Annotated in this window: 20 protein-coding genes; 11 read left to right on the top strand and 9 right to left on the bottom strand. The window is 53.7% G+C overall.

All coding sequences use genetic code 11. From position 1 onward, the window contains the following. Nucleotides 1-41 precede the first annotated feature (41 nt). Nucleotides 42-929 (top strand): DMT family transporter, encoded by an 888-nt coding sequence (locus DYA43_RS17895; RefSeq protein WP_047462232.1) that lies wholly within the window; start codon nucleotides 42-44, stop codon nucleotides 927-929. 74 nt (nucleotides 930-1,003) lie between these two features. Here the strand turns inward: DYA43_RS17895 and DYA43_RS17890 are convergent, their stop codons facing one another. After that, nucleotides 1,004-1,639: an NAD(P)-dependent oxidoreductase gene (locus DYA43_RS17890; protein WP_061055295.1), complete on the bottom strand. Its 636-nt coding sequence runs from the start codon at nucleotides 1,637-1,639 to the stop codon at nucleotides 1,004-1,006. A gap of 142 nt (nucleotides 1,640-1,781) precedes the next feature. Here DYA43_RS17890 and DYA43_RS17885 point away from each other — a divergent pair, with 142 nt between their 5' ends. Continuing rightward, nucleotides 1,782-2,675: a LysR family transcriptional regulator gene (locus DYA43_RS17885; protein ID WP_061055294.1), complete on the top strand. Its 894-nt coding sequence runs from the start codon at nucleotides 1,782-1,784 to the stop codon at nucleotides 2,673-2,675. Between the two features lie 72 nt (nucleotides 2,676-2,747). Here the strand turns inward: DYA43_RS17885 and solA are convergent, their stop codons facing one another. The 3 genes from solA to DYA43_RS17870 all read right to left on the bottom strand — a co-directional run bounded on the left by solA (nucleotide 2,748) and on the right by DYA43_RS17870 (nucleotide 6,410). Further along, complete coding sequence (gene solA, locus DYA43_RS17880) at nucleotides 2,748-3,875, bottom strand: N-methyl-L-tryptophan oxidase (RefSeq protein WP_061056047.1); 1,128 nt, start codon at nucleotides 3,873-3,875, stop codon at nucleotides 2,748-2,750. 181 nt (nucleotides 3,876-4,056) lie between these two features. Continuing rightward, a complete protein-coding gene (locus DYA43_RS17875; protein WP_061055293.1) occupies nucleotides 4,057-5,370 on the bottom strand; it encodes a methyl-accepting chemotaxis protein in 1,314 nt (437 codons plus the stop codon). Nucleotides 5,371-5,609: 239 nt separating this feature from the next. Further along, nucleotides 5,610-6,410 carry a DeoR/GlpR family DNA-binding transcription regulator gene (locus tag DYA43_RS17870; RefSeq protein WP_061055292.1) on the bottom strand — a complete coding sequence of 267 codons (801 nt, stop codon included), beginning with the start codon at nucleotides 6,408-6,410 and terminating at the stop codon, nucleotides 5,610-5,612. Between the two features lie 266 nt (nucleotides 6,411-6,676). Between DYA43_RS17870 and ltnD the strand changes: the two genes are divergently transcribed. The 5 genes from ltnD (at nucleotide 6,677) to DYA43_RS17845 (ending at nucleotide 11,795) form a co-directional block, all read left to right on the top strand. Continuing rightward, on the top strand, nucleotides 6,677-7,582 hold the full coding sequence (gene ltnD, locus DYA43_RS17865) for an L-threonate dehydrogenase (protein WP_055452525.1): 906 nt from the start codon (nucleotides 6,677-6,679) through the stop codon (nucleotides 7,580-7,582). Between the two features lie 2 nt (nucleotides 7,583-7,584). After that, complete coding sequence (otnK, locus tag DYA43_RS17860) at nucleotides 7,585-8,841, top strand: 3-oxo-tetronate kinase (RefSeq protein WP_061055291.1); 1,257 nt, start codon at nucleotides 7,585-7,587, stop codon at nucleotides 8,839-8,841. Further along, nucleotides 8,838-9,470: a 3-oxo-tetronate 4-phosphate decarboxylase gene (gene otnC / locus DYA43_RS17855; RefSeq protein WP_061055290.1), complete on the top strand. Its 633-nt coding sequence runs from the start codon at nucleotides 8,838-8,840 to the stop codon at nucleotides 9,468-9,470. The genes otnK and otnC overlap by 4 nt, the downstream gene beginning before the upstream one ends. Continuing rightward, nucleotides 9,470-10,246 (top strand): 2-oxo-tetronate isomerase, encoded by a 777-nt coding sequence (gene otnI, locus DYA43_RS17850; protein ID WP_061055289.1) that lies wholly within the window; start codon nucleotides 9,470-9,472, stop codon nucleotides 10,244-10,246. Before otnC ends, otnI begins: the two co-directional genes overlap by 1 nt. 97 nt (nucleotides 10,247-10,343) lie before the next feature. Further along, nucleotides 10,344-11,795, top strand: a complete 1,452-nt coding sequence (locus DYA43_RS17845) for a GntP family permease (protein WP_061055288.1) — start codon at nucleotides 10,344-10,346, stop codon at nucleotides 11,793-11,795. A 76-nt stretch (nucleotides 11,796-11,871) separates the two neighbouring features. Here DYA43_RS17845 and DYA43_RS17840 read toward each other — a convergent pair whose 3' ends face one another. Beyond that, the gene (locus tag DYA43_RS17840) at nucleotides 11,872-12,342 is read right to left on the bottom strand and encodes an Lrp/AsnC family transcriptional regulator (RefSeq protein ID WP_055452530.1); all 471 of its coding nucleotides are present in this window, start codon (nucleotides 12,340-12,342) and stop codon (nucleotides 11,872-11,874) included. A 137-nt stretch (nucleotides 12,343-12,479) separates the two neighbouring features. On the opposite strand from DYA43_RS17840, the gene DYA43_RS17835 reads away from it, so the two are divergent. Both DYA43_RS17835 and DYA43_RS17830 read left to right on the top strand, forming a co-directional pair. Next, nucleotides 12,480-13,721, top strand: a complete 1,242-nt coding sequence (locus DYA43_RS17835; protein ID WP_061055287.1) for an aminotransferase class V-fold PLP-dependent enzyme — start codon at nucleotides 12,480-12,482, stop codon at nucleotides 13,719-13,721. A gap of 108 nt (nucleotides 13,722-13,829) precedes the next feature. After that, the gene (locus DYA43_RS17830; RefSeq protein ID WP_020328725.1) at nucleotides 13,830-14,069 is read left to right on the top strand and encodes an RNA recognition motif domain-containing protein; all 240 of its coding nucleotides are present in this window, start codon (nucleotides 13,830-13,832) and stop codon (nucleotides 14,067-14,069) included. 65 nt (nucleotides 14,070-14,134) lie between these two features. Here the strand turns inward: DYA43_RS17830 and DYA43_RS17825 are convergent, their stop codons facing one another. After that, a complete protein-coding gene (locus tag DYA43_RS17825) occupies nucleotides 14,135-14,551 on the bottom strand; it encodes a MerR family transcriptional regulator (protein ID WP_061055286.1) in 417 nt (138 codons plus the stop codon). Nucleotides 14,552-14,730: 179 nt separating this feature from the next. Here DYA43_RS17825 and DYA43_RS17820 point away from each other — a divergent pair, with 179 nt between their 5' ends. Continuing rightward, complete coding sequence (locus tag DYA43_RS17820) at nucleotides 14,731-15,621, top strand: GNAT family N-acetyltransferase (RefSeq protein ID WP_061055285.1); 891 nt, start codon at nucleotides 14,731-14,733, stop codon at nucleotides 15,619-15,621. Between the two features lie 85 nt (nucleotides 15,622-15,706). On the opposite strand, the gene DYA43_RS17815 is transcribed toward DYA43_RS17820, so the two are convergent. Together DYA43_RS17815 and DYA43_RS17810 are read right to left on the bottom strand one after the other, a co-directional pair. Continuing rightward, on the bottom strand, nucleotides 15,707-16,438 hold the full coding sequence (locus DYA43_RS17815; protein ID WP_061056046.1) for a class I SAM-dependent methyltransferase: 732 nt from the start codon (nucleotides 16,436-16,438) through the stop codon (nucleotides 15,707-15,709). Between the two features lie 341 nt (nucleotides 16,439-16,779). Further along, nucleotides 16,780-17,748: a LysR substrate-binding domain-containing protein gene (locus tag DYA43_RS17810; RefSeq protein ID WP_061055284.1), complete on the bottom strand. Its 969-nt coding sequence runs from the start codon at nucleotides 17,746-17,748 to the stop codon at nucleotides 16,780-16,782. A 281-nt stretch (nucleotides 17,749-18,029) separates the two neighbouring features. Between DYA43_RS17810 and DYA43_RS17805 the strand changes: the two genes are divergently transcribed. After that, the gene (locus DYA43_RS17805) at nucleotides 18,030-19,232 is read left to right on the top strand and encodes an MFS transporter (RefSeq protein WP_061055283.1); all 1,203 of its coding nucleotides are present in this window, start codon (nucleotides 18,030-18,032) and stop codon (nucleotides 19,230-19,232) included. Nucleotides 19,233-19,320: 88 nt separating this feature from the next. Here DYA43_RS17805 and DYA43_RS17800 read toward each other — a convergent pair whose 3' ends face one another. Next, a complete protein-coding gene (locus DYA43_RS17800; RefSeq protein ID WP_061055282.1) occupies nucleotides 19,321-20,514 on the bottom strand; it encodes a DEAD/DEAH box helicase in 1,194 nt (397 codons plus the stop codon). Between the last annotated feature and the right edge of the window lie 168 nt (nucleotides 20,515-20,682).

The raw sequence follows: 20,682 nt of genomic DNA, 5'->3' as shown, positions 1-20,682 counted from the left end.
CTCTCCGGCGCTGAGCGCTTTCATTTTTGCAGGCACATTTCATGTCGAACCCCATTTCGCGCGCGATTACTTTGTTGGTACTGGCGAACTTGCTGGCCTCTTTTTCCGATGTGTCGCTTAAAGTGCTCAACGGCGAAGTGCCGACTTTCCAATATGTATTTATTCGCCAGTTGATCAGCACGCTGATTCTGCTGCCGTTGTGGCTGCGTATGCCGAAAGCTGAACGCATGCAGGGTGGAAAATGCTGGGTAACCTTCTCGCGTGCGCAACTTATCCTGCTGGGCAGCGCGTGCGCGATGATAGCGATCACTTACTTGCCACTCGCCACCGCCAACGCGATGTTCTACGTCGGCCCGCTGCTGATGCTGCCGCTGTCGATAACCCTGCTCGGTGAGCGCCCGGCAGTGAAACAGATTGTCGCTACTCTGATTGGCTTTGCCGGCGTGCTGGTGGTGCTACGTCCGGAGCAGTTTCACTGGGCGGCGATTGCGGGATTGGGCTGCGCGCTGTCGATGGGACTGGGGAATATTCTGATTCGCAAACTGCCCTCGGAGCAGCCGATGGTCGCGACTCTATTCTGGACTGGAGTGATGACGCTGCCACTAGCGCTGATTCTCGCGCTGCCACAATGGGCACCAATTTCCTGGCGTCATTTGGGCTGGATTGTGCTGATTAACCTGTTGGTACTGGGCTATCACGTTTTGGTGCTGCTGGCATACAAAGGGGTGGAAGCCAACCGCATCGCACTGGCGGAATATTCAGGCTTGGTGTTTGTCACCTGGTTTGGCGTGATGTGGTTTGACGAAGTGCCGGACGTGTTGACCGTGGTGGGCATCTTGCTTATCGTGGTGCCGATGATGCCGGTCAAATGGCGCCGGCTGTGGCGCGCCAGACAGAACAAAGCGCTCACGCAACAAGAGCTTTCTTAAATGCATTGAAGATTAAAAAAGCCAGCCGTTTCGGGCTGGCTTTTGGTTTTCATTTGGCCATAAATTGCTTGATATTAGTAAGCAAAACCAATGCGTTGACGTGGGTGCGCTGCGCTTTCCAGCTCATCGACCAACGCCGCGGCGTAGTCCGCCACAGAGATGCGGCTGTTACCTTGTGCATCGCTCAGCAGTTGGTCACCGCCAACGCGGTAAGCGCCCTGTTTTTCGCCCGGGAAGATTTCCGCCGCTGGGCTCATGAACGTCCAGTTCACTGAACTGGTGCTGGCTTTAAACACATCCAGCGCTTCGCCTTGTGCCAAGGCTTCAGCTTTATACGCTTCAGGAAAGTCCGGTAAGGTCACCAATTTTACGCCCGGAGCCACTTCGAGTGAACCCGCACCGCCAACCCATAGCAGACGCTCAACACCTGCTTGCGGCAACTGTTCCAGCATCACGGTTGCGGTTTTCGCGACGATGTCGTGCGTGCCAGCTGCACGGCCACCAATGGATGCCACCACCACGTCGGCACCAGCGACTGCCGCAGCAAGGTCACCACCCGCTTGCAGATCAAACTGGCGAACGTCCACGCCTTGTGCGCTGACTTTTGCCGGGTCACGCACCACAGCAATCACGTCATGGCCACGCGCTTGTGCTTCTTCAACAATGTGGCTACCAATCCAACCGCTTGCACCCAATACTGCTACTTTCATCTGAACTCTCCTCATCTGGAATCTGAATTTTTCAATGGATGTTTCCAATCAACGGAGCCCAGTTTAATTGCTAACCAAACCGTGAAAAATGCACAAAAAGGATGTAGATTGTTTCAATGTGAGTTACTAATTGGAGCCAACGATGGACAGACTGACCGCCATGCGCAGTTTTGTTGAAGTCGCTAACACCGGCAGTTTTACCAAAGCCGCGGACAACCTGAACCTCAGCCGGTTGCAGGTTACGCGCCATGTGCAGGAAATTGAGGACTGGCTCAAACAGCGCTTGCTGCACCGCACCACACGCAAAGTGAGCCTGACCGCCGCCGGCGAAGAGGCGCTGACCCGCTGCGAGCAAATTCTCGACCAAACGGCCGAGCTGGAAATTCGTGCGCTGGAGCAGTCGCAATCACTGACCGGCAGCATTCGTATTTCCGCCCCGATCGGGTTGGCGCAGCATCTGCTGCTCGACACCGTCGAAGCGTTTACCGATCTGCATCCGCAGGTGACGATTGATATTCTCGCCTCCGACCGCCTGTCGCAACTGGTGGATGAACGGGTGGATGTGGCGCTGCGCTTTACTCAGCAGCCGGACGAGAGTCTGATTGCCCGCCGCCTGATCCAGGTCGATACGGTGGTGTGTGCCTCGCCACAGTACTTGCAAACGCATGACCCCATCACTGAGCCTGCCGATCTCACCCGCCATAACTGCTTCGTGCATCTCACCAATCACACCTGGGATATGGTGCGCGACAATCAGCATTTCAGCGTCAAAGTCAGCGGTACGATTCGCGCCAACGACATGGATATTCTGCGCAGCGCGGCGCTGCATCATAAAGGCGTGGTGTGGCTGCCGTGCGATCTCGCTAACCCGTATCTTGCACGCGGTGAACTGGTCAAAGTGCTGGCCGATTATCACAGCCCGAGCAGTCATCTGTGGGCGGTGTATCTGTCGCGCAGTTATCAAACGCCATTGGTGCGTCAGTTCATCGATTTTGTTGCCGAGCGCTGGCAGGACGACATTCGCGCGCCGGTTTAAGCGCCATCACGCAAAAAAACACACAATAAAAAAGGAAGCCGAATGGCTTCCTTTCGCTTTGAATGCGCGTTGTTATGACTGAAAACGGCTGAGCGAAAACAGTGAGATATCGTGCTCCGTTTCACCGCGCACAGCCAAATCGCTGAGGATCTCACCAATCACACTGGCAAACTTAAAGCCATGGCCGGAAAAACCAGCCGCCACAATGATGTTATCGTGCTCTGGATGCCTATCGATGATGAAATTCTCATCGGCGGTCATGCTGTACATGCAGGTTTTTCCATACATCAGGCCAGACGTTTTGGGCATGACCGTCGCCAAAAAGCGCTCCAAATCGACGCTGTCAGTAACGTTGTCGTAAGGGGCAACCGGCTGATCCGGGTCCTGCGCGTCACCACCATCGTGGCGACCGACTTTCAGCCCCGCACCGTCGATACTTGGGAAACCGTAGTAAATGCCTTGCGGCGAATCAAACGAGAATGCCGGGAACACGCCGTCACCATACAGCGCTTCGTCGGCTTCAAACCAGGCAAAGGTTTTGCGATTCGGCTGCATCGGCAGAGCAAAATCCAGCTTGTTCATCAGCTTGGTCGCCCACGCTCCCGCAGAGACAATCACTTTATCAGCCACGATCACTTTGTCGCCGCTGCGCAGCGTCACTTCGCCACCTTGGACTTCAATCTCTTCCAGCGGATGGTACGTCAGCAGCTCAGCACCGTGCTCCAGCGCCAACTGGCGATAAGCAGTGATACAGTCTTCACAACGCAATACACCCGAGGTCGATTCAAAACAACCGATGTAGCTCTCTGGCAGCGTGATGCCCGGAAAACGCTGGTGAATTTGTGCCGCAGTCAGCACTTCGATCGGCAACTGATATTTTTCCGCACTGGCGATGATCATCTGAATGAACGGCGAGGTGGCTTCACCCATATTAAGCACGCCAGTTTTGAGAAACAGCGTCTGGCCACTTTGGGCTTGCAGCTCTTCCCACAACGCCTGTGCGCGCAGTGCCAGCGGTACGTACTTTTCCCCTTCGCCGTAAGCGTGGCGAATAATGCGGGTTTCACCATGATGGCTGGCGTGGTGATGCGGTGGGTCAAAGGCGTCCATCATCAACACTTTTTTGCCCTGTCTGGCAAGAAAATAGCCTGCGGCCATGCCCATCGAACCGGCCCCAACGACCACAACATCGTATTTCACACCCACCTCTCCTTTGGCTGCTGAATTAAATACAAACGGCGGGTTGATGCCCGCCACTTGCTTTACTCTAACTGCCTCGTCCGGCAATGGATAATGAAAATTCTTCAGCTTTGCGCAAACAAACCGCAAATCTCAGCTAAAGCGCACACCGCTTGAGCAGTCGCGCTCGGGTTGCAAACCGTCAGCGCTGCGAACTGTTCACCAAGTCCCCCACCACGTGCGACACGTAGTCGGCTCCTTTGAGGATCTCATGAATGATTTCCGAGGCTTCGGCAATCAGGTCGGCGTTGCGCGTTGCCTGTTCGGTCACCTCCACCATGCTGCTGCGCACATTGCCCACCAGCTGATTATTGCGATCAACCATAGTGTTGATCTCTTCCGTCGAGCGGGTCGTGCGTGACGCCAGCGTGCGCACTTCGTCCGCCACCACCGCAAACCCGCGTCCGTGATCGCCTGCCCGCGCCGCCTCGATCGCCGCATTGAGTGCCAATAAGTTGGTTTGATCGGCAATCGATTTAATCGTGGTGACGATTTTCGAGATCTCTTCCGATTGGGTATTGAGATCATCCACCAGCCCCGACGAGCGGCGAATGTCTGAGGAGATTTTTTCTGAATTACTCAGATTCTGTTTCAGGATACTGGCACCGCGTTCCGATACCTGGGCAGTTTCCACCGACGTGCTGTGCGCCACTTCCGCCGCTTTCTGGATCGCCAGTTGGCGCTCCATGCGTTCAGTAATATCGCAAGCGATCTTGGTGACTTTGATCACCTTACCGCGGTGATCAAACACCGGATTGTATGTCGCTTCGATCCACACGTTGTCGCCATTGCGACTCACGCGGCGAAACAAGCCATTTTTCACCTGACCATTTGCCAGGTCGCGCCAAAAGGTCGGGTTCTCTTTATAAAATTCTGGCGGACAGAAGATCTCGTGATGCTGGCCTTTGATCTCTCTCAACTCGTTGTAACCCAGCGCGTGCACAAAGTTGTCATTCGCGTCGATCACCCGACCATCGACGGTAAATTCAATCACCGCATTGGAGCGATGAATCGCCTGCAGCAGCGCTTTGTCGTCCACCGACTCTTCAAAATTCTGCGTGATGTCGTTGGCGATTTTCATGATGCGCACCACACGACCATCCTGCTCAATCGGAATGTAGGTTGCTTCCAGCCACACATCATGGCCTTGCTTGCTCTTGCGCAAAAAGGTGCCGCGCTGTGGTTTACCCTTGGCCAAGTCGCTCCAAAACTGGCGATATTGCGGTTTGTCCACCAGCTCAGGCGGACAAAACAGACGGTGATGCTGGCCTTTGATCTCATCGAGGGTATAACCCATGGTGCTCAGGAACAGCGGGCTGGCATCAACCACTTCCCCCTCCGGAGTAAAGTAAATGGTTGCACATGAATTGGCGATACTCGACAGTTCAGCCTGTAGCGCATTGATGATTTGATTATTGTTATCTTTAGGTTGGGTAACATTTTTACGAAACAACATACTCACTCCCTCGATTGACAAGCAGCGTAAGATTAAAAAACGCAGCATTCTGCTGCATAAAAAATGTGCAAAACTCCTACTAAAGTTAACCTTATTCTTCAATATATCAATTAAAGCGCTTAAATCATTTCGTTCTATATACATGACCAATGTGTCATAACGCCCACCCACCGAGGCGCAGAAACCAAAAAGCCAGCGACAAGTGCTGGCTATGGATCGTCACTTGTGTGAACCCGGCCTCAGACGGTGGCTTCTCCCAGCGCTGTCACGCTGGCCGCCGACGTCTCCATCAGCACTTGAATGCCTTTTTCTTCCAGTTCCTGACGCACGCTGACCGGGAACGATGCATCGGTGATCACCGCGTCAAAACTCTGAATATCGAGGGCGTGAAAGGTGGCGATTTTGCCGTATTTGGATGAGTCGGACACCAGAATCACCTTCTGCGCCGCCGCAGCCACCGCTTTTTTAACAATCACCTTCGGCTCACTGGGGGTCGAGATGCCGCGCAGGTTCCATGACGAAGTCGACACGAACGCCACATCCACATTCATCCCCGCCAGAAAGTCCGACACCTTACTGCCCACGCTCGACTGGTTCTCGCGATCCACGCGCCCGCCGGTATGATAAAGGTCGCTTTTGCTGTGATGAGTGAGATAAGCCGCAATCACAAAATCGTTGGTAATAAACAGCAGATCGTCACGTGGAGCGAGTTGATGGGCAATTTCCAGCGTCGTGGTGCCGGCATCAAGATACACCGTGGAATTTTTCGGCACCAACTGGCTGGCAATGTGGCCAATCGCCGCTTTCTCGTTGGCATGTTGCGTCGCTTTGGCATCGTGGGACGGCTCCTGATGCAGCACCTTAGTGAGCTGCACGCCACCGGACACCGACAGCACCTTGCCCAGTTTTTCGAGTTTGGCGATGTCGCGGCGAATGGTCATGTGCGACACATCGAGTTGCTCAACCAGCTCGTTGATGCTGATAACTTCCTGTTGTGAAAGCAGTGACAGGATGGTTTTGTGACGTTCTGCTGGAATCATAATGACTTAGCCGTAGATGATAAGTGTGTTCATCTTACCAGCCATCCATCGATGTGTGAAGTTGTGTTAACTATTGTGAATTCAATCCGCTTTTGGGCACTAAACTGAGGGTAAGGAGTGTGAATTGCGGCTTAATTTTCACATTGTTGTTAGTGAATGGTAAATTTTGTGAGTTACCACACAGGATAATCGCGTAAAATTCACATATAATCACAATAAAGAACACAAATTAACATTTTAAAACACGTTTAGAGCGAGATAAGTGTATGGATAATCAAACAGTTAAGTCGGTAGCTGTGATCGGATTAGGCTCTATGGGCATGGGCGCCGCGAAATCCTGTGTTCGTGCCGGGCTGGATGTGTACGGCGTTGACCTTAATCCGGTTGCTCTGGAGACACTCGGCAACTACGGCGCGAAAGCGGTATCGAGCGACGCGAACCAATTTGCCAGCCAACTGGATGCAGTACTGCTGCTGGTGATCAACGCCAAACAGGTGAAATCGGTGCTGTTCGATTCAGGTCTGGCCGCGAACCTCAAGCCTGGCACCGCTGTGATGGTCTCTGCCACGATCTCTGCTCAAGACGCAAAAGACATTGAAGCCGGCCTTAAGGCTCACAACCTGCTGATGCTCGACGCCCCCGTTTCGGGTGGCGCAGTCAAAGCGGAAGCGGGCGAGATGACCATCATGGCGTCCGGCAGCGAACAAGCCTTTGCAAAACTGGCGCCGGTACTCGACGCCACTGCGGGCAAAGTTTACAACATCGGCACGGAAATCGGTCTTGGCGCCACGGTGAAAATCATTCACCAGTTGCTCGCTGGCGTGCACATTGCCGCAGGCGCGGAAGCGATGGCACTGGCCGCTCGTGCCAATATTCCTCTCGATCTGATGTACGACGTGGTCACCAACGCAGCAGGCAACTCCTGGATGTTTGAGAACCGCATGAAACACGTGGTGGACGGCGACTACTCGCCAAAATCCATGGTCGACATCTTTGTCAAAGACCTCAATCTGGTCGCCGATACCGCGCAGGATCTGAAATTCCCACTACCACTGGCAAGCACTGCGCTCAACATGTTTACCTCCGCCAGCAACGCGGGTTTTGGTAAAGAGGACGACAGCGCCGTGATTAAAATTTTTGACGGCATCGACCTGCCTGGCGTGGAGAAATAATTATGTTGCTAGGAGTCATTGCCGACGATTTTACCGGCGCGACGGACATTGCAGGTTTTCTGGTAGAAAACGGCATGCGTACGGTGCAGCTCAATGGGGTCCCCGCGGGCGACACTCAAGTGGACGCCGATGCGGTCGTCATCAGCCTCAAATCACGCTCATGCCCGGCCGACCAAGCCGTCAGCCAGTCGCTGGCTGCGCTGCGCTGGTTACAGGCTCAGGGTTGCCAACAGTTTTACTTCAAATACTGCTCGACGTTCGATAGTACCGAGCAGGGCAACATTGGGCCAGTGACCGATGCCCTGCTGGCCGAACTGAATGAAACCTTCACTATCGTCTGTCCGGCACTGCCAGTGAACGGGCGCACCGTGTTCAACGGCCATCTGTTTGTGCTGGGTGAACCGCTGAACGAATCCGGGATGCGTCATCACCCGGTGACACCGATGACCGATTCGAGCGTCGTGCGCCTGATGAATCGTCAGTCGCAAGGCGAATGTGGTCTGGTGAACTATCAGGTGATTGAGCAAGGCGCCGATGCCGTGGTTGCCCGCTTTGCCGAACTGCAAAGCGAAGGCAAACGTTATGCTGTGGTTGATGCGATTAACAGCGCTCATCTGGTCACACTGGGTCAGGCGGCCAAATTGCTCAAACTCATTACCGGCGGTTCAGGTCTCGCCGCAGGTATCGCGCAAAACTGGGCCGACACTCTGGCGGATCAAAGCGAAGCCAAATCAGCAGGTCTGCCGCAGCGCGCGCGCAGTGTGGTGCTGTCAGGCTCCTGCTCGCTGATGACTAACCAACAAGTGGCCCGTTATCAAACGCTGGCACCGCATTTTGCCGTCGATGTTGAAGCGTGTTTACGTGATGAACAGTACGTGCAGCATGTATTTGACTGGGTGACCAAACAGCTGGATGGCGACTACGCACCGATGGTGTACGCCACCGCTGAAGCCGAGCAACTCAAAGCCATTCAAGCGCAATACGGCGCGGCGGCATCAAGCGAAGCGGTGGAGCAGTTTTTCAGCCAGCTTGCGCACCAGTTGCAGGAGTTTGGCGTGCAGAACTTTATCGTCGCGGGCGGCGAAACGTCCGGCACCGTGACCCAGAGCCTTGGCGTCACAGGTTTTCACATCGGACCGCAAATCGCTCCGGGCGTGCCTTGGGTCAAATCCATCGACGGTTCACTGTCGCTGGCGCTTAAGTCAGGCAACTTCGGCGATGAACGGTTCTTCGAAAAAGCGCAGGATTTTTATCTATGACAGAACTACAACTCAGAGAACAGATGGTCAGGCTGGCACGTTCGATGTTCGAACGCGGTTACGCCACCGGCGGCGCAGGAAATCTGTCGCTGAAACTGCCTAACGGCCATTTTCTTGCCACCCCAACCGGCTCATCTTTCGGCCGCTTGGTCGCCGATGAGCTGTCGGTGGTGGATATCGACGGTAATCAGATCTCCGGCAAACGCGCGTCAAAAGAGATTGCGTTCCATCTGGCGATTTACCGCAACAACCCGAAATGCAACGCGATTGTGCACCTGCATTCGACGTATCTGACGGCGTTGTCGTGTCTCGACAACCTCGATGCGGAAAACGCCATTCGCCCGTTTACGCCGTACTACGTGATGCGTATCGGCCAGTTACCGGTGATTCCGTATCTGCGTCCGGGTGAGCCACGCATTGCTGAAGAGCTGGGTAAACGCGCCGCCGATTATCGCGCCTTTTTACTGGCTAACCATGGTCCGGTCATCACCGGCACCGATATGGAAGATGCGGTCGATAACGCGGAAGAGCTGGAAGAGACTGCCAAACTGATGTTTTTACTTAACAATCACCCTGTTCGCTACCTGACCGATGCGGAAGTGGAAGACCTGAAAGGGAGAGGAAAATAATGGCCAAATTTGCTGCAAACCTCACCATGCTGTTCAACGAAGTGCCGTTTTTAGAGCGCTTTGAACAAGCGCACCGCGCTGGCTTTAAGGCGATCGAATTTCTGTTTCCGTATGCGTTCGAGCCACACGTGCTGGCAGAAAAACTGGAACAGTACGGCTTTGAGCAAGCGCTGTTCAACATGCCTCCGGGCGACTGGGACGCGGGCGAAAAAGGTTTTGCTGCCCTGCCGGGGCGCGAGCAGGAGTTCAAACTGAGCGTGGCCACCGCGCTGATGTATGCCAAAGCACTGAACTGCAAAAAAGTGCACGCCATGTCGGGCATTATTAACCCTGCGTACAGCATGCAGCAACACATCGATACCTTTATCGCCAACATCCGTTATGCCGCGGACACATTCGCCGAACATGGGATAGATGTGCTGATTGAACCACTGAACACCCGCGATGTACCGAACTACTTCGTCGCCCACCAGCGCCGCGCGGTGGAACTGATTCAGATGGTCGACCGTCCGAACGTGAAACTGCAACTGGACCTGTACCACGCGCAGATCATGGATGGCGATCTGGATGTACTGATCCGCGATTTAGCGCCGTTTACCGGCCACATTCAAATCGCGTCTGTGCCGCACCGCAATGAACCCGCCGGCGGCGAAATCAACTATCCGTACCTGTTCGATGTGCTGGACGACTCCGGTTACGACGGCTGGATTGGGTGCGAATACAAACCAAAAACCACCACAGAGCAGGGCTTGGCCTGGGTCAAACCTTACCTGTAACCCTTGTGAGCAATAGCAAAACGCCGCCTGCCTCAAAATCCTGAGGCAGTGGCCCTACACAATCTAAATATGGATAAATTATAAAAAGGACCGAAAGATGGACGCTGCTTTAATTGGAATCATCCTTGGGATCGTGGCCATGATGGTCATGATCATCAAGACTCGTATCCCTGTGGCACTGGCTATGATCATCGCCAGTATCATCATGGGTTTGTTTGCCGGCATGGCACCAACGGATCTGGTCAATGCGATCAAAGCCGGCTTTGGTGGTGTGCTCGGTGGTATTGGCCTGATCATCGCGTTTGGTGTGATCATGGGTGCCTGTTTTGAACGCTCCGGCGCGGCAGTACGTATGGCGAAAACCTTCGTCAAACTGTGCGGCAAAGGACGTGAGGACGTGGCGCTTGGATTCACAGGCGTGCTGGTCGCTATCCCGGTTTTCTGTGACTCTGCCTACATCATTCTTCATTCCCTTGTTCGCGCCATTTCGCGCAATACTGGCAAGTCCGCGGTCGGCCTTGGGGTAACGCTGGCTTTAGGCCTGCTGATCACCCATGCGATGGTGCCACCAACGCCAGGACCGGTTGCTGTCGCAGGCATACTGAACGTAGACCTTGGCGTATACATGCTGTGGGGGCTGGTGGTGTCGGTTCCTATGATGCTGCTGTCTCTGTTCTACATTCGTAAAGTGGGCAAAGAGTACTACCGCGTACCAAACGGCGACAGCTGGATCACACGTGAAGCCGACTGGGCAAATCTGGAAGTTGTACAAGAGACCGACGAGCGCCACCTGCCAAGCAACTTCCTGTCATTTGGCCCGATTCTGATCCCGATTATTCTGATCCTGGTCAGCACGCTGACGTCAAAAGACGAATCGCTGTTCTATGCGGTGATTTCGCTGCTGGGTAACCCGGTGGTGGCGGTCGGTATCGGTGTACTGATGGCACTGTACGGCCTGACCCGTAACATTGAACGCAAAGACATGATCGGTTCAATGGACGATGCCCTGTCAACGACGGGTCTGATTCTGGTTGTGACCGGTTGTGGCGGAGCGATGGGGGCGGTACTGAAAGCCTCTGGTGCGGGTCCTCAGGTGGCCGAAGCGATTGCCAGCAGCGGTATTCCCCCTCTTCTGGTCCCACTGGCGATTGCCTCGATGCTGCGTCTGATCCAAGGTTCTGCGACCGCATCAATGATGGTAGCAGCCACCATGACACTACCGCTGGTGGAAACGTTAGGTCTGGATCCGGTATTCGTTGCACTAGCGTGCGCAGTCGGCCCGGTTGGCTTCTCGCACCTCAACGACTCTTACTTCCACATCATCAGCCGTACGCTGGGAATTACGGAATTGTCGGACCAACTGAAAATCTGGACAGTATCCTCAACCATCGCATGGGCAATTGGTGCCAGCATCGTCATGGCGCTGAACCTGATCTTCGGTAAAGCAGGTACCCTGCTGGACCCAATCGTACCGTTCGTTGTCCTTGCCGCCATCATGCTGTGGATGAAAGCCAAAGAGCCCAAGAAAGTGCTGAAAACCGCCAATTAAGAGCGCTTAGCACTCCACGTAAAAAGCCCCTTCCTCGGCTCAGAGTGAAGGGGCTTTTCTTTATTACATTCTGCGTTCACTGTGCCGATGGCAGCGCCAGCGTGTTCTTGAAACAATCGAGCAGCATATAAGAGTGCATGCCGGAAATGCAGCGCGTCTGAAAGGTTTCGTTAATCAGATGATTGAATTCCGTCATGCTGGCACAACTGACCTTGAGCGCAAAATCGTGCTCACCGGTAATCGAATAACATTCGTGAATGATCGGCGTTTGCTCAATCAGTGCCAGCAGCTTATGGCGCGCATCCGGCTCCGACTTGCTGTATTGCACCATCACCAGCGCATTGACATCAAACCCTGCTTTGGCGTTGTTAAGCACCACTGAATAGCGCTCAATGATCCCCGATTGCTCCAGCCGTTTCAGGCGGCGAAAACATTGCGATGACGAGAGGTTAACAGCTTCGGCCAATTCCAGACGCGGGATACGGCTGTCTTTCATTAGTAACTCCAGAATGCGAACATCGAGGCGGTCTAGGGCTATAGAATGCACAATATTTTCCTTAATATCACTATTTATGCTTGGTTTATCGCATTAGCTTGTGCTTTTCAAGCGCAGATTGCTAAGAATTCAGCGTGACTTTATTCGTATGATTAGAACTACGATGTTACCCAAGGAACGGAGCCACAATGAGCACACTCGACCTCAATTTTATTCGCCAGCAGTTTCCTGCGTTTGAACAACCTTCCCTGCAATCTCAGGCTTTTTTTGAAAACGCCGGCGGCTCGTACCTGTGCCGCCAGGTGCTGGATCGCTTCGACACCTACTTTCACCAGTTGAAAGTGCAGCCCTATTACCCCAATGCGGTCTCAGGCAAAGCCGGACAATGGATGGACGAGAGTTATCAGGCGCTTGCGCCTTGGCTGGGTGTTTCCGCCAGCGAGATTTACTTCGGCCCGTCCACCTCACAAAACACTTATGTGCTGGCCAATGCCGTGATGGGCTGGTTGCAGCCGGGTGATGAAATCATCGTCACCAATCAGGATCACGAAGCCAACAGCGGCGCATGGCGACGTTTAGCTGAGCGCGGCATTGTGGTGCGCGAATGGTCCGTCAACAATGCCAGCGGTATGCTGGAACTAGAGACTTTGACGCCACTGTTCAACGCCAACACCAAGCTGCTAACCTTTCCGCACTGCTCAAACCTATTGGGCTACGTGAATCCTGTGGCAGAAATTTGTGCGCTGGCTCATCAGCACGGTGTACGCACAGTGGTTGACGGCGTCTCCTACGCTGGCCATGGTCTGCCGGATGTGCCTGCGCTGGGTACCGATATCTATCTGTTTTCCCTGTACAAAGTCTACGGGCCGCATTTGGGAGTCATGGTGATTCAACCAGAGATGGCGGAAAAACTCAGCAATCAGGGCCACTATTTTAACGCCGGAATTCGCGAGAAAATGCTCTATCCTGCGGGGCCGGATCACGCTCAGGTGGCGGCGACAAAAGGGGTGGGTGAATACTTTTCGGCGCTGTATCGGCATCATTTCCCTGATGAACTCAATGCCAGTGACGCGCACAAAGCACAGGCGGTACGCACGCTGCTGCACGATGCCGAACTGGCACTCCTGGAGCCGTTGATGACTTATTTGCGAGCGCACCCCGCGATTCGTATTGTCGGCCCGGACACGCTTGAAAACCGAGCGCCAACGGTGTCGATCACGGTTGAAGGCCACTTGCCGCTTGAACTGGCAGAAACACTCGGTAAGGCGGGCATTTTGTGCGGCGCAGGCCATTTTTACTCCTATCGCCTGCTGCAAGGTATGGATATCGACCCAACGCTTGGCGTGCTGCGTTTTTCGATGGTGCACAACAACAGTCCTGAGGAAGTGCAGCGGTTAATCGACACGTTAGATGCACTGCTGGCCGCGTAAACACCCCGTGCTGATTCACTGAACAATGACCAAGCGATCAAAACAATCGCTTGGTCATCGCCGGGTTTACTGCGACAATAGCGGCGTTTCTTTATATTAAGGTTCATTATGAAACTTTTAGTTCGCAACCTGTCTCGTTCAACGACTGAACAGGAAATCCGCAAGCTGTTTTCAGATTTCGGCACAGTAAAAGAGTGTACGCTGGTTCTTGACCAGGAAACTGGCCAGTCAAAAGGTTTTGCCTTTGTCGAAATGCCAGATGCCGCAGAAGCCAAAACGGCCATCAATGCGCTGAACATGACAAGCGTGGCAAAAAGCAAAATCCGCGTGAAAGCGGCGCAGCAGTAATCTCGAATTCTGCAGAGAGAGAAGCCAACCATTCGGGTTGGCTTTTTTGTGTCTGAATGATGGGCTCAGGTGCCGCTGTCAGCCAGTTTCAGACGCGACAGCACGCGCTGTGCATTGGTGGAACAATCGACACCCTCCGGTCGCGATTCAATATCCTCGACAATACTCAGCAGATGCGCTTTGGTCTCAGCCAGTTTGGCCTGCAGTTGCTCAATATCGGCAATTTTGCTGCGTAGCCGCTCCACCAGTACCTCGCCCTGCCATTGTGTCAGATCCGATGGCAGTAGCGCACCGATTTGCTCCAAACTGAACCCCGCTTGTTGACCGAGCATAATCAGCTCCAGCGCCAGCACCGCCTCTTCGGGATATGTGCGATAACCATTGGCACGGCGCTGCACCATTTTCAGTAGCCCGGCACTCTCATAAAACCGAATGGCCGATGGGGCCAAACCCGTGCGTTTAGCCAGCTCTCCAATCTTCATGTTGTTCATCCTGTGGTGACGATGAGTCATTATAAAGTTTAAGTGAACTTGAAGGTCAATGCTGTTTGAAGCCAACATTGTCGGTTTACTCAAGCAAATTGTTGACACTATCAACAAGGATTAGTTACTCTGCCCAAAACCATATCGTTGATAGAGTCAACATTATTAGGAAAGCACTTATGAACTCTGTGGAACAGATTCGCGGTGAACTGCGTTATCTGGTGCGAGAACTGGGATTATTGGACAAAAACTGCTGGAATTCGGGGCTGTCGCTCAGTCAGGCACACCTGCTGACCTACCTGAGTAAAAACGGCTCAACTCCGTTTTCCGAACTGTGTATTCAGCTCAACGCCGACAAAGCGTCACTCAGCCGCACCATCAACAAACTGGTCGAAAATGGCGACGTGCAGCCGATGCCGCACCCACACGACAAACGTCAGAAATATTACCAAATCACGCCAGCTGGCAGCGACACTCTACAGTGCGCCAATCATGCCGCCAACCTCGCATTGGGCGATGTGATAGATTCGCTGGCTGACGATGCACAAGCGGCGGTGCTCAATGGCCTGCGTACGCTGCGCCTGAGCGCCTTTCACCACAACACACGCCATCAGCAAGCCCGCGTACAAGTGGAGGCGTTAAATCCGGTTTATCGCGCCGAAGTCGAGCAGTTGGTGATGGATGTGTTTGCGCAGGAGCAGAATATTCCGCCAGCATTGATTCCATTTGCGAATGACAGCGACGTCAAATGGTGGGTCGCGCGCTCCGGCGAGTACATTTTAGGCGCCGTTGCCGCTTGGCGTGAAGGTGACGCTTGGCACTGGGGACGCTTTGCCGTGAATCGTCAGTTTCGCGGTTTGGGAATTGGGAAATCGCTGGCGTTGGCCTCGCTGACAGCACTGCTTGCGACAGAGCCGGAAATCTTGATTGAAGCGCGCGATACCACCGTCAACATTGTGCGCCAACTCGGCGGTGAGGTGCTGGGTGAAGCGTTTGATTTCTATGGCATGCCCGTCACGCCCATGCTCCTCACCGCCACCCGTTTTCATGCCACTCAGCAGTTGATGTGAGGCAGATACACGCTCTGCCTCTAAAGGATGGGGTAAGTATAGCTGCTGTCCCAAGGCACACCGCCTTGGCGGCGTTCCTTTTCAGTTACGCTTTGCGCGCCGACACCAGCACCAGCATCGGACGTTCCGCCTCTTCCGCCAGAGCAGGCATCGCGGCAATTTGCTCGGCGCTTGGTCCCCACTCTTCAATATGCTCAAGCACAAAGCCCGCCGCGATCAGGGCGTTGAGAATAGAGCCCAATGTGCGGTGGTATTTGATGACGCCTTCGGCCAGCCAATTCGACACGCGCTGGCCTTCATCCTGATAGCGATTCACCGCCCAAGAACGTTGACCGTCGGCATCGGTGAGCCAGCCCTGGCGCGGCGAGCAGGTGAAAATCGGGTGCTCCATGGAAAAGACCAACTGACCGCCGGGTTTCAGCGCCTGAAATACGGTGGTAAACGTTGGGTTAAGATCGGGCAGATAATGCAGCGCCAGCGAGCTGTATACGAGATCGAACTGCGCATTACCCAGCGTGAGGTGTTCCAGATCGCCGCGCTGATAAGTAATGCGCGCATCCGAAGTCATGGCGTGCGCTTTATCCAGCATCTTTTGCGACAAGTCGATTCCCAGTACCTTGGCTGCGCCTTTGTCGGTCGCCGCGCGGCAAAACCAGCCGTAGCCACAACCCAAATCCACCACGTTTTTTCCGGTGAGATCCGGCAGCATCGCTTCAATTGATGCCCATTCCGGCGCGCCGTCGAGTCCAAACTGCGAGCGCGGCAACTGCGCATAACCATCAAAAAACGCAGCATTATCATAAATATTCTGAGACATGGTCTTCATTCCTCAATCCATAAAAATCAGTAACCTCAAATGCGAGGCATAAAAAAAGCGAACCGGGCTGGCTGGCCCCGTTCGCTCGTGCTGCCGACAAACGGCAGAAACAACAAGGGCCACGGTGAAACCTCATCCGTAGCCCTTGTTTCGCTCGCTATCGATATGACGTGATCTCTCCGTAAAGAGATCAGTCAAAACCATAGCGATGAATTTGTCGAAATGTTTATTTCGTTGGCTCTGTCCAATGTTTCATCGCAAACAATTGTCAGAGCTGACTCGGGTCACTCGCTGATCCGAGGCATAAAGCGGTTGCATGGTCGTTTTCTTCAACTTGCTGTTTATGAATCGGCGCTAATTTTATGCCGTTCGGGCATAGAGTCAAGTGCGGATACTTGGTCAAGACGTGCGACACGTGCTGATGGCATGGCATCGCCCGCGATTTGCTGCTTCAACCACTGAATAAAACAGCGCACTTTGGGTCGCTGTAAATTCTTTTCCGGTAAACAAATAAAATAAGCGGCTTGAGGCTGAGATTGCTGCGTATCAATTCGCACCAGTGTGCCGTTTTGAATATATCGCTGCGCCAAACTGTGTTTAATTAAGCCTACCCCTTGCATCGCTAAGGCACTTTCCACCACAAACTGAGAACCATCAAATAATAGCGTCGGCTGCTTCACTGGTTGGTGATGTTCATTCAGCCACGTTTCCCACCGCATGTCGGTATGAATATCTTCAATCAACGCAGCTTTCTGCAAATCCGCCAGCGTTTCAATGCCAAACTCCTGCTGATAATGAGGATGACAGACGGGATAAATCGCATCATCCATCAACCATTCACTATGCATACCGGCATACTGCCCTGAACCGAATCTCACGCACACATCCACGCGGGTGTCGTCGGGCGAAGTGAGGCGATTGGTGGGCTCAACCAATATGCTGATGTCGGGAAACTGAGCGCGAAACGCCTGCAATCGAGGGATCAACCAGTGATGAGCGAACGAGCTGGGCGCGGAGATGGAGAGCTGGTTGGGGCGCTCATCCGCGGTCAATGCATCCACGCCCGCTTGCAAATGGTGAAAGCCGAGTTTGACCTCTTGATAGAGGTTTTCGCCGCTGGGCGTCAGACCGATGGTGCGATGATTGCGCGTAAACAGCGACGTGTCGAGCGTGGCTTCAAGTTGGCGGATTTGCTGGCTCACCGCAGCAGGAGAAACACATAGATCCTGAGCCGCCAATTTAAAACTGCACAGTTCGGCAGACTTATAAAAATAAAGCAATCCTTGCAGGGGCAGGTGTCGACGTTTCAATTAACTCAGCCTTAATCAGAGGTAAGGAATGATCGTTTGCCAGATTAACACCGATTCATAAAGATATGAAACCAAGATAAGCCGCGCAGCTGATTGTCACGGGGGAACGACAAATTCACCTCTCCATCATGAGTCATCTCATAATAAGGATTCGTTTTGTATCGCAAACCATTCAGAAATAACGTCGCCCCGATCTTAGGGAATCTTTTCAATCGAGTTGATTGTTATTTTCCTGCCGCATCAAACAGGAATCGCACTTTAACACCATCGGAGGCGAAACAATGAAAAACCTTAGCACTCGCTTGCTGCTGCTCTCATGTTCACTGGTGTTGATGGCGCAAATGTCCACCACGTTGTACTTACCCGCGCTGCCCTTGGTGGCGAGCGAGCTCAACATCAGCCGCTACGGTGCTGAACTCTCGATTTCATTGTTTGTGTTCGGCGCGGCGCTTCCTGTCATTTACTGGGGCCATGCCGCCGAAAAGTACGGCCGTAAATCCGCGCTCTCGTTGGCATTGCTGCTGTTTATTGGTGCTTGCTTGAGTCTCTACGTGGCTCAATCGCTGACCCAGTTATTGTTGGCTCGCGTGATACAAGGCGCAGCCGCTGGCGGGGCCGCAATCATTGCTCGAATCGTGATTCGGGATTACTGGAGCGGTGACGCGTTGGCGCAAAAACTCTCGCTGTTATCAATGGCTTTTATTGCCGCCTTGGGCCTGGGGCAGTTTGTGGGGTCGCTGCTCACGCTCTACAGTGACTGGCGCATCGGCTTTCTGCAGCTAGCATTGATTGCCCTGCTGGCGCTGCTGACCACCTCTCGTTTCCCACTCAAGGGGCCTGCGCAACCCCAGCACGCACCAGGCGCGTTCAGCACCCACTACTTGACCATTCTTCAAGACAAGGGATTTCTCGTGCCTTGTGTTCAAGGCGGCTTGGGCTTTGCCACGATCGTCACGTTGCAGCAAGCCAGCCCGTTTGTCTTTGCCGAAACGCTGGACCTTTCGAGCCAGTGGTTTGGTGTATTTGGTTTGGCAATAGGCTTGGTTTACCTGCTGGGATCACTGCACGTGAAGCGCCACGTGACCCGAATCGGCAGCCAGCCAATGCTGCGTCGCGGCGCCTATTGCGTGGCGATGGGTGCCCTGCTGATGTTGGGCCTGTGGCTACTGAGTGATACGCTGCCACCCCACGTCCTGACCGGCGGTTATCTCGCGTTGTACTTGGTGATCATTTGGGGTCAAGCGGTGATTTTTCCCAACAGCATGTCGCTGGCCGCGAGCCATTCAGCGCACAGTGGCGCACGCAGCATTGCCCTGTGTGGCTTTTTGCAACAATCAATGGCGGGCGTGGCGGCTATGCTGGCCGGGGGCGCAACTCAGAGCCACAGTTGGGTGTTTGGGGTGGCCATGATGAGCATGGTGATCGTCGGGCTCACTTGGAGCAAGCCGAAGATGCACGCCTGTCAGCCATACGAGCGGGAGTGAAGAAGAAGGAAGAGAAAACGGTTCGCGCAATCGTCAATCACGCCAAGAGTCCAGCATTGCACCAAGATCGGCGCAATGCTGGCTGAGATTAGTCTTGCGGAGTTCGTTTGCTTTTCGGAATGTAGTTCAGAATCGAGATTGGCACCGGCTTTTTCGGTTCAAATCCTTCCACCACACGGCGCTCAATCAAATGTCCCAGACGGCTTTCAATCATACACAGGTTTTTGAAGTTGTCTTTGGAGACAAACGAAATCGCCTCGCCTTTGGCGTTTGCACGGCCCGTACGACCAATGCGGTGCACGTATTCGTCCGCCGGGAATGGTAAATCGTAGTTCACCACGCGAGAGAGTTCGTGAATGTCGATACCACGCGCGCCAACACCAGTCGCGATCATGTACTTGATTTTGCCCGCTTTGAAATCTTCCAGCAGTTGCACGCGCACAGCCTGACTACGACCACTATGGAATGCTTCCGCCGTAATACCACGTTTTTCCAATTGGCTCGCCAGTTTTGCTGCACCATGTTTGGTTTCGATGAAAATCAGCGCCTGATCCCAGTTATTTTCGGTGATCAGATGGCTCAGCAACGCGGATTTTTTGTCTTTATCGACCGTGATCAGCCACTGCTCGATGTTCGATTTCGATGCCTGATTCGCCGCAATACTGATTTCAAACGGGTCGTTCACCGCGGTTTTCGCCAGATCGCGCACCTTGTGCGACAACGTAGCAGAGAACAGCAGGTACTGCGCATCCCGAGGCAGGCGATCGATGATTTTGTTGATCGATTCGATAAAGCCCATGTCGAGCATGCGGTCGGCTTCATCCAACACCACCATTTCCACTTCTTCGAAGTAGACGGCGCGCTGACCGTACATGTCCAGTAAACGCCCCGGCGTCGCCACCAACACGTCCACACCCTCAATCAGACGCTGTTTCTGAGCCTGCTCTTCCACACCACCATACATCGCCAGCGTCGTCAGTCCGGTGTGTTGGCCGTACTGCGCCACTTTGTCTGCCACCTGAATCGCCAGCTCGCGAGTCGGCACCAAAATCAGGGCACGAATACGTTTTTTACGTTGCGTTTCGCGTCCTTGCAGTTTGTGCAGAATAGGCAGCACGAAACTGGCGGTTTTACCCGTCCCGGTTTGCGCCGCAGCGATCAAATCCTGCCCCTGCAAAATCACCGGGATGGCTTTGGTTTGAATGGTGGTTGGCTTTTGATAACCGAGTTCTGCCACTGCTTGTGTCAGGGCTTCACTCAGTCCAAGTTTGGAAAATGACATGAACAGACTCTGAATTGGTAACCGTTAAAGTAGAGCATGCTCTACCACAGCGCGGAATTCTAGCATGAAGTTATCATGGTCATCAGTGTTTTTGCGCTTATCGGCCACGTCAAGATAATCTCCCTCTTGTTGCCCGAGAGAGATGAAGCGGATACAACTGCTCCCGCA

The organism is Vibrio fluvialis (assembly GCF_900460245.1).
Classification (GTDB): domain Bacteria; phylum Pseudomonadota; class Gammaproteobacteria; order Enterobacterales; family Vibrionaceae; genus Vibrio; species Vibrio fluvialis.
This window is presented reverse-complemented; position numbering and strand designations above follow the sequence as displayed.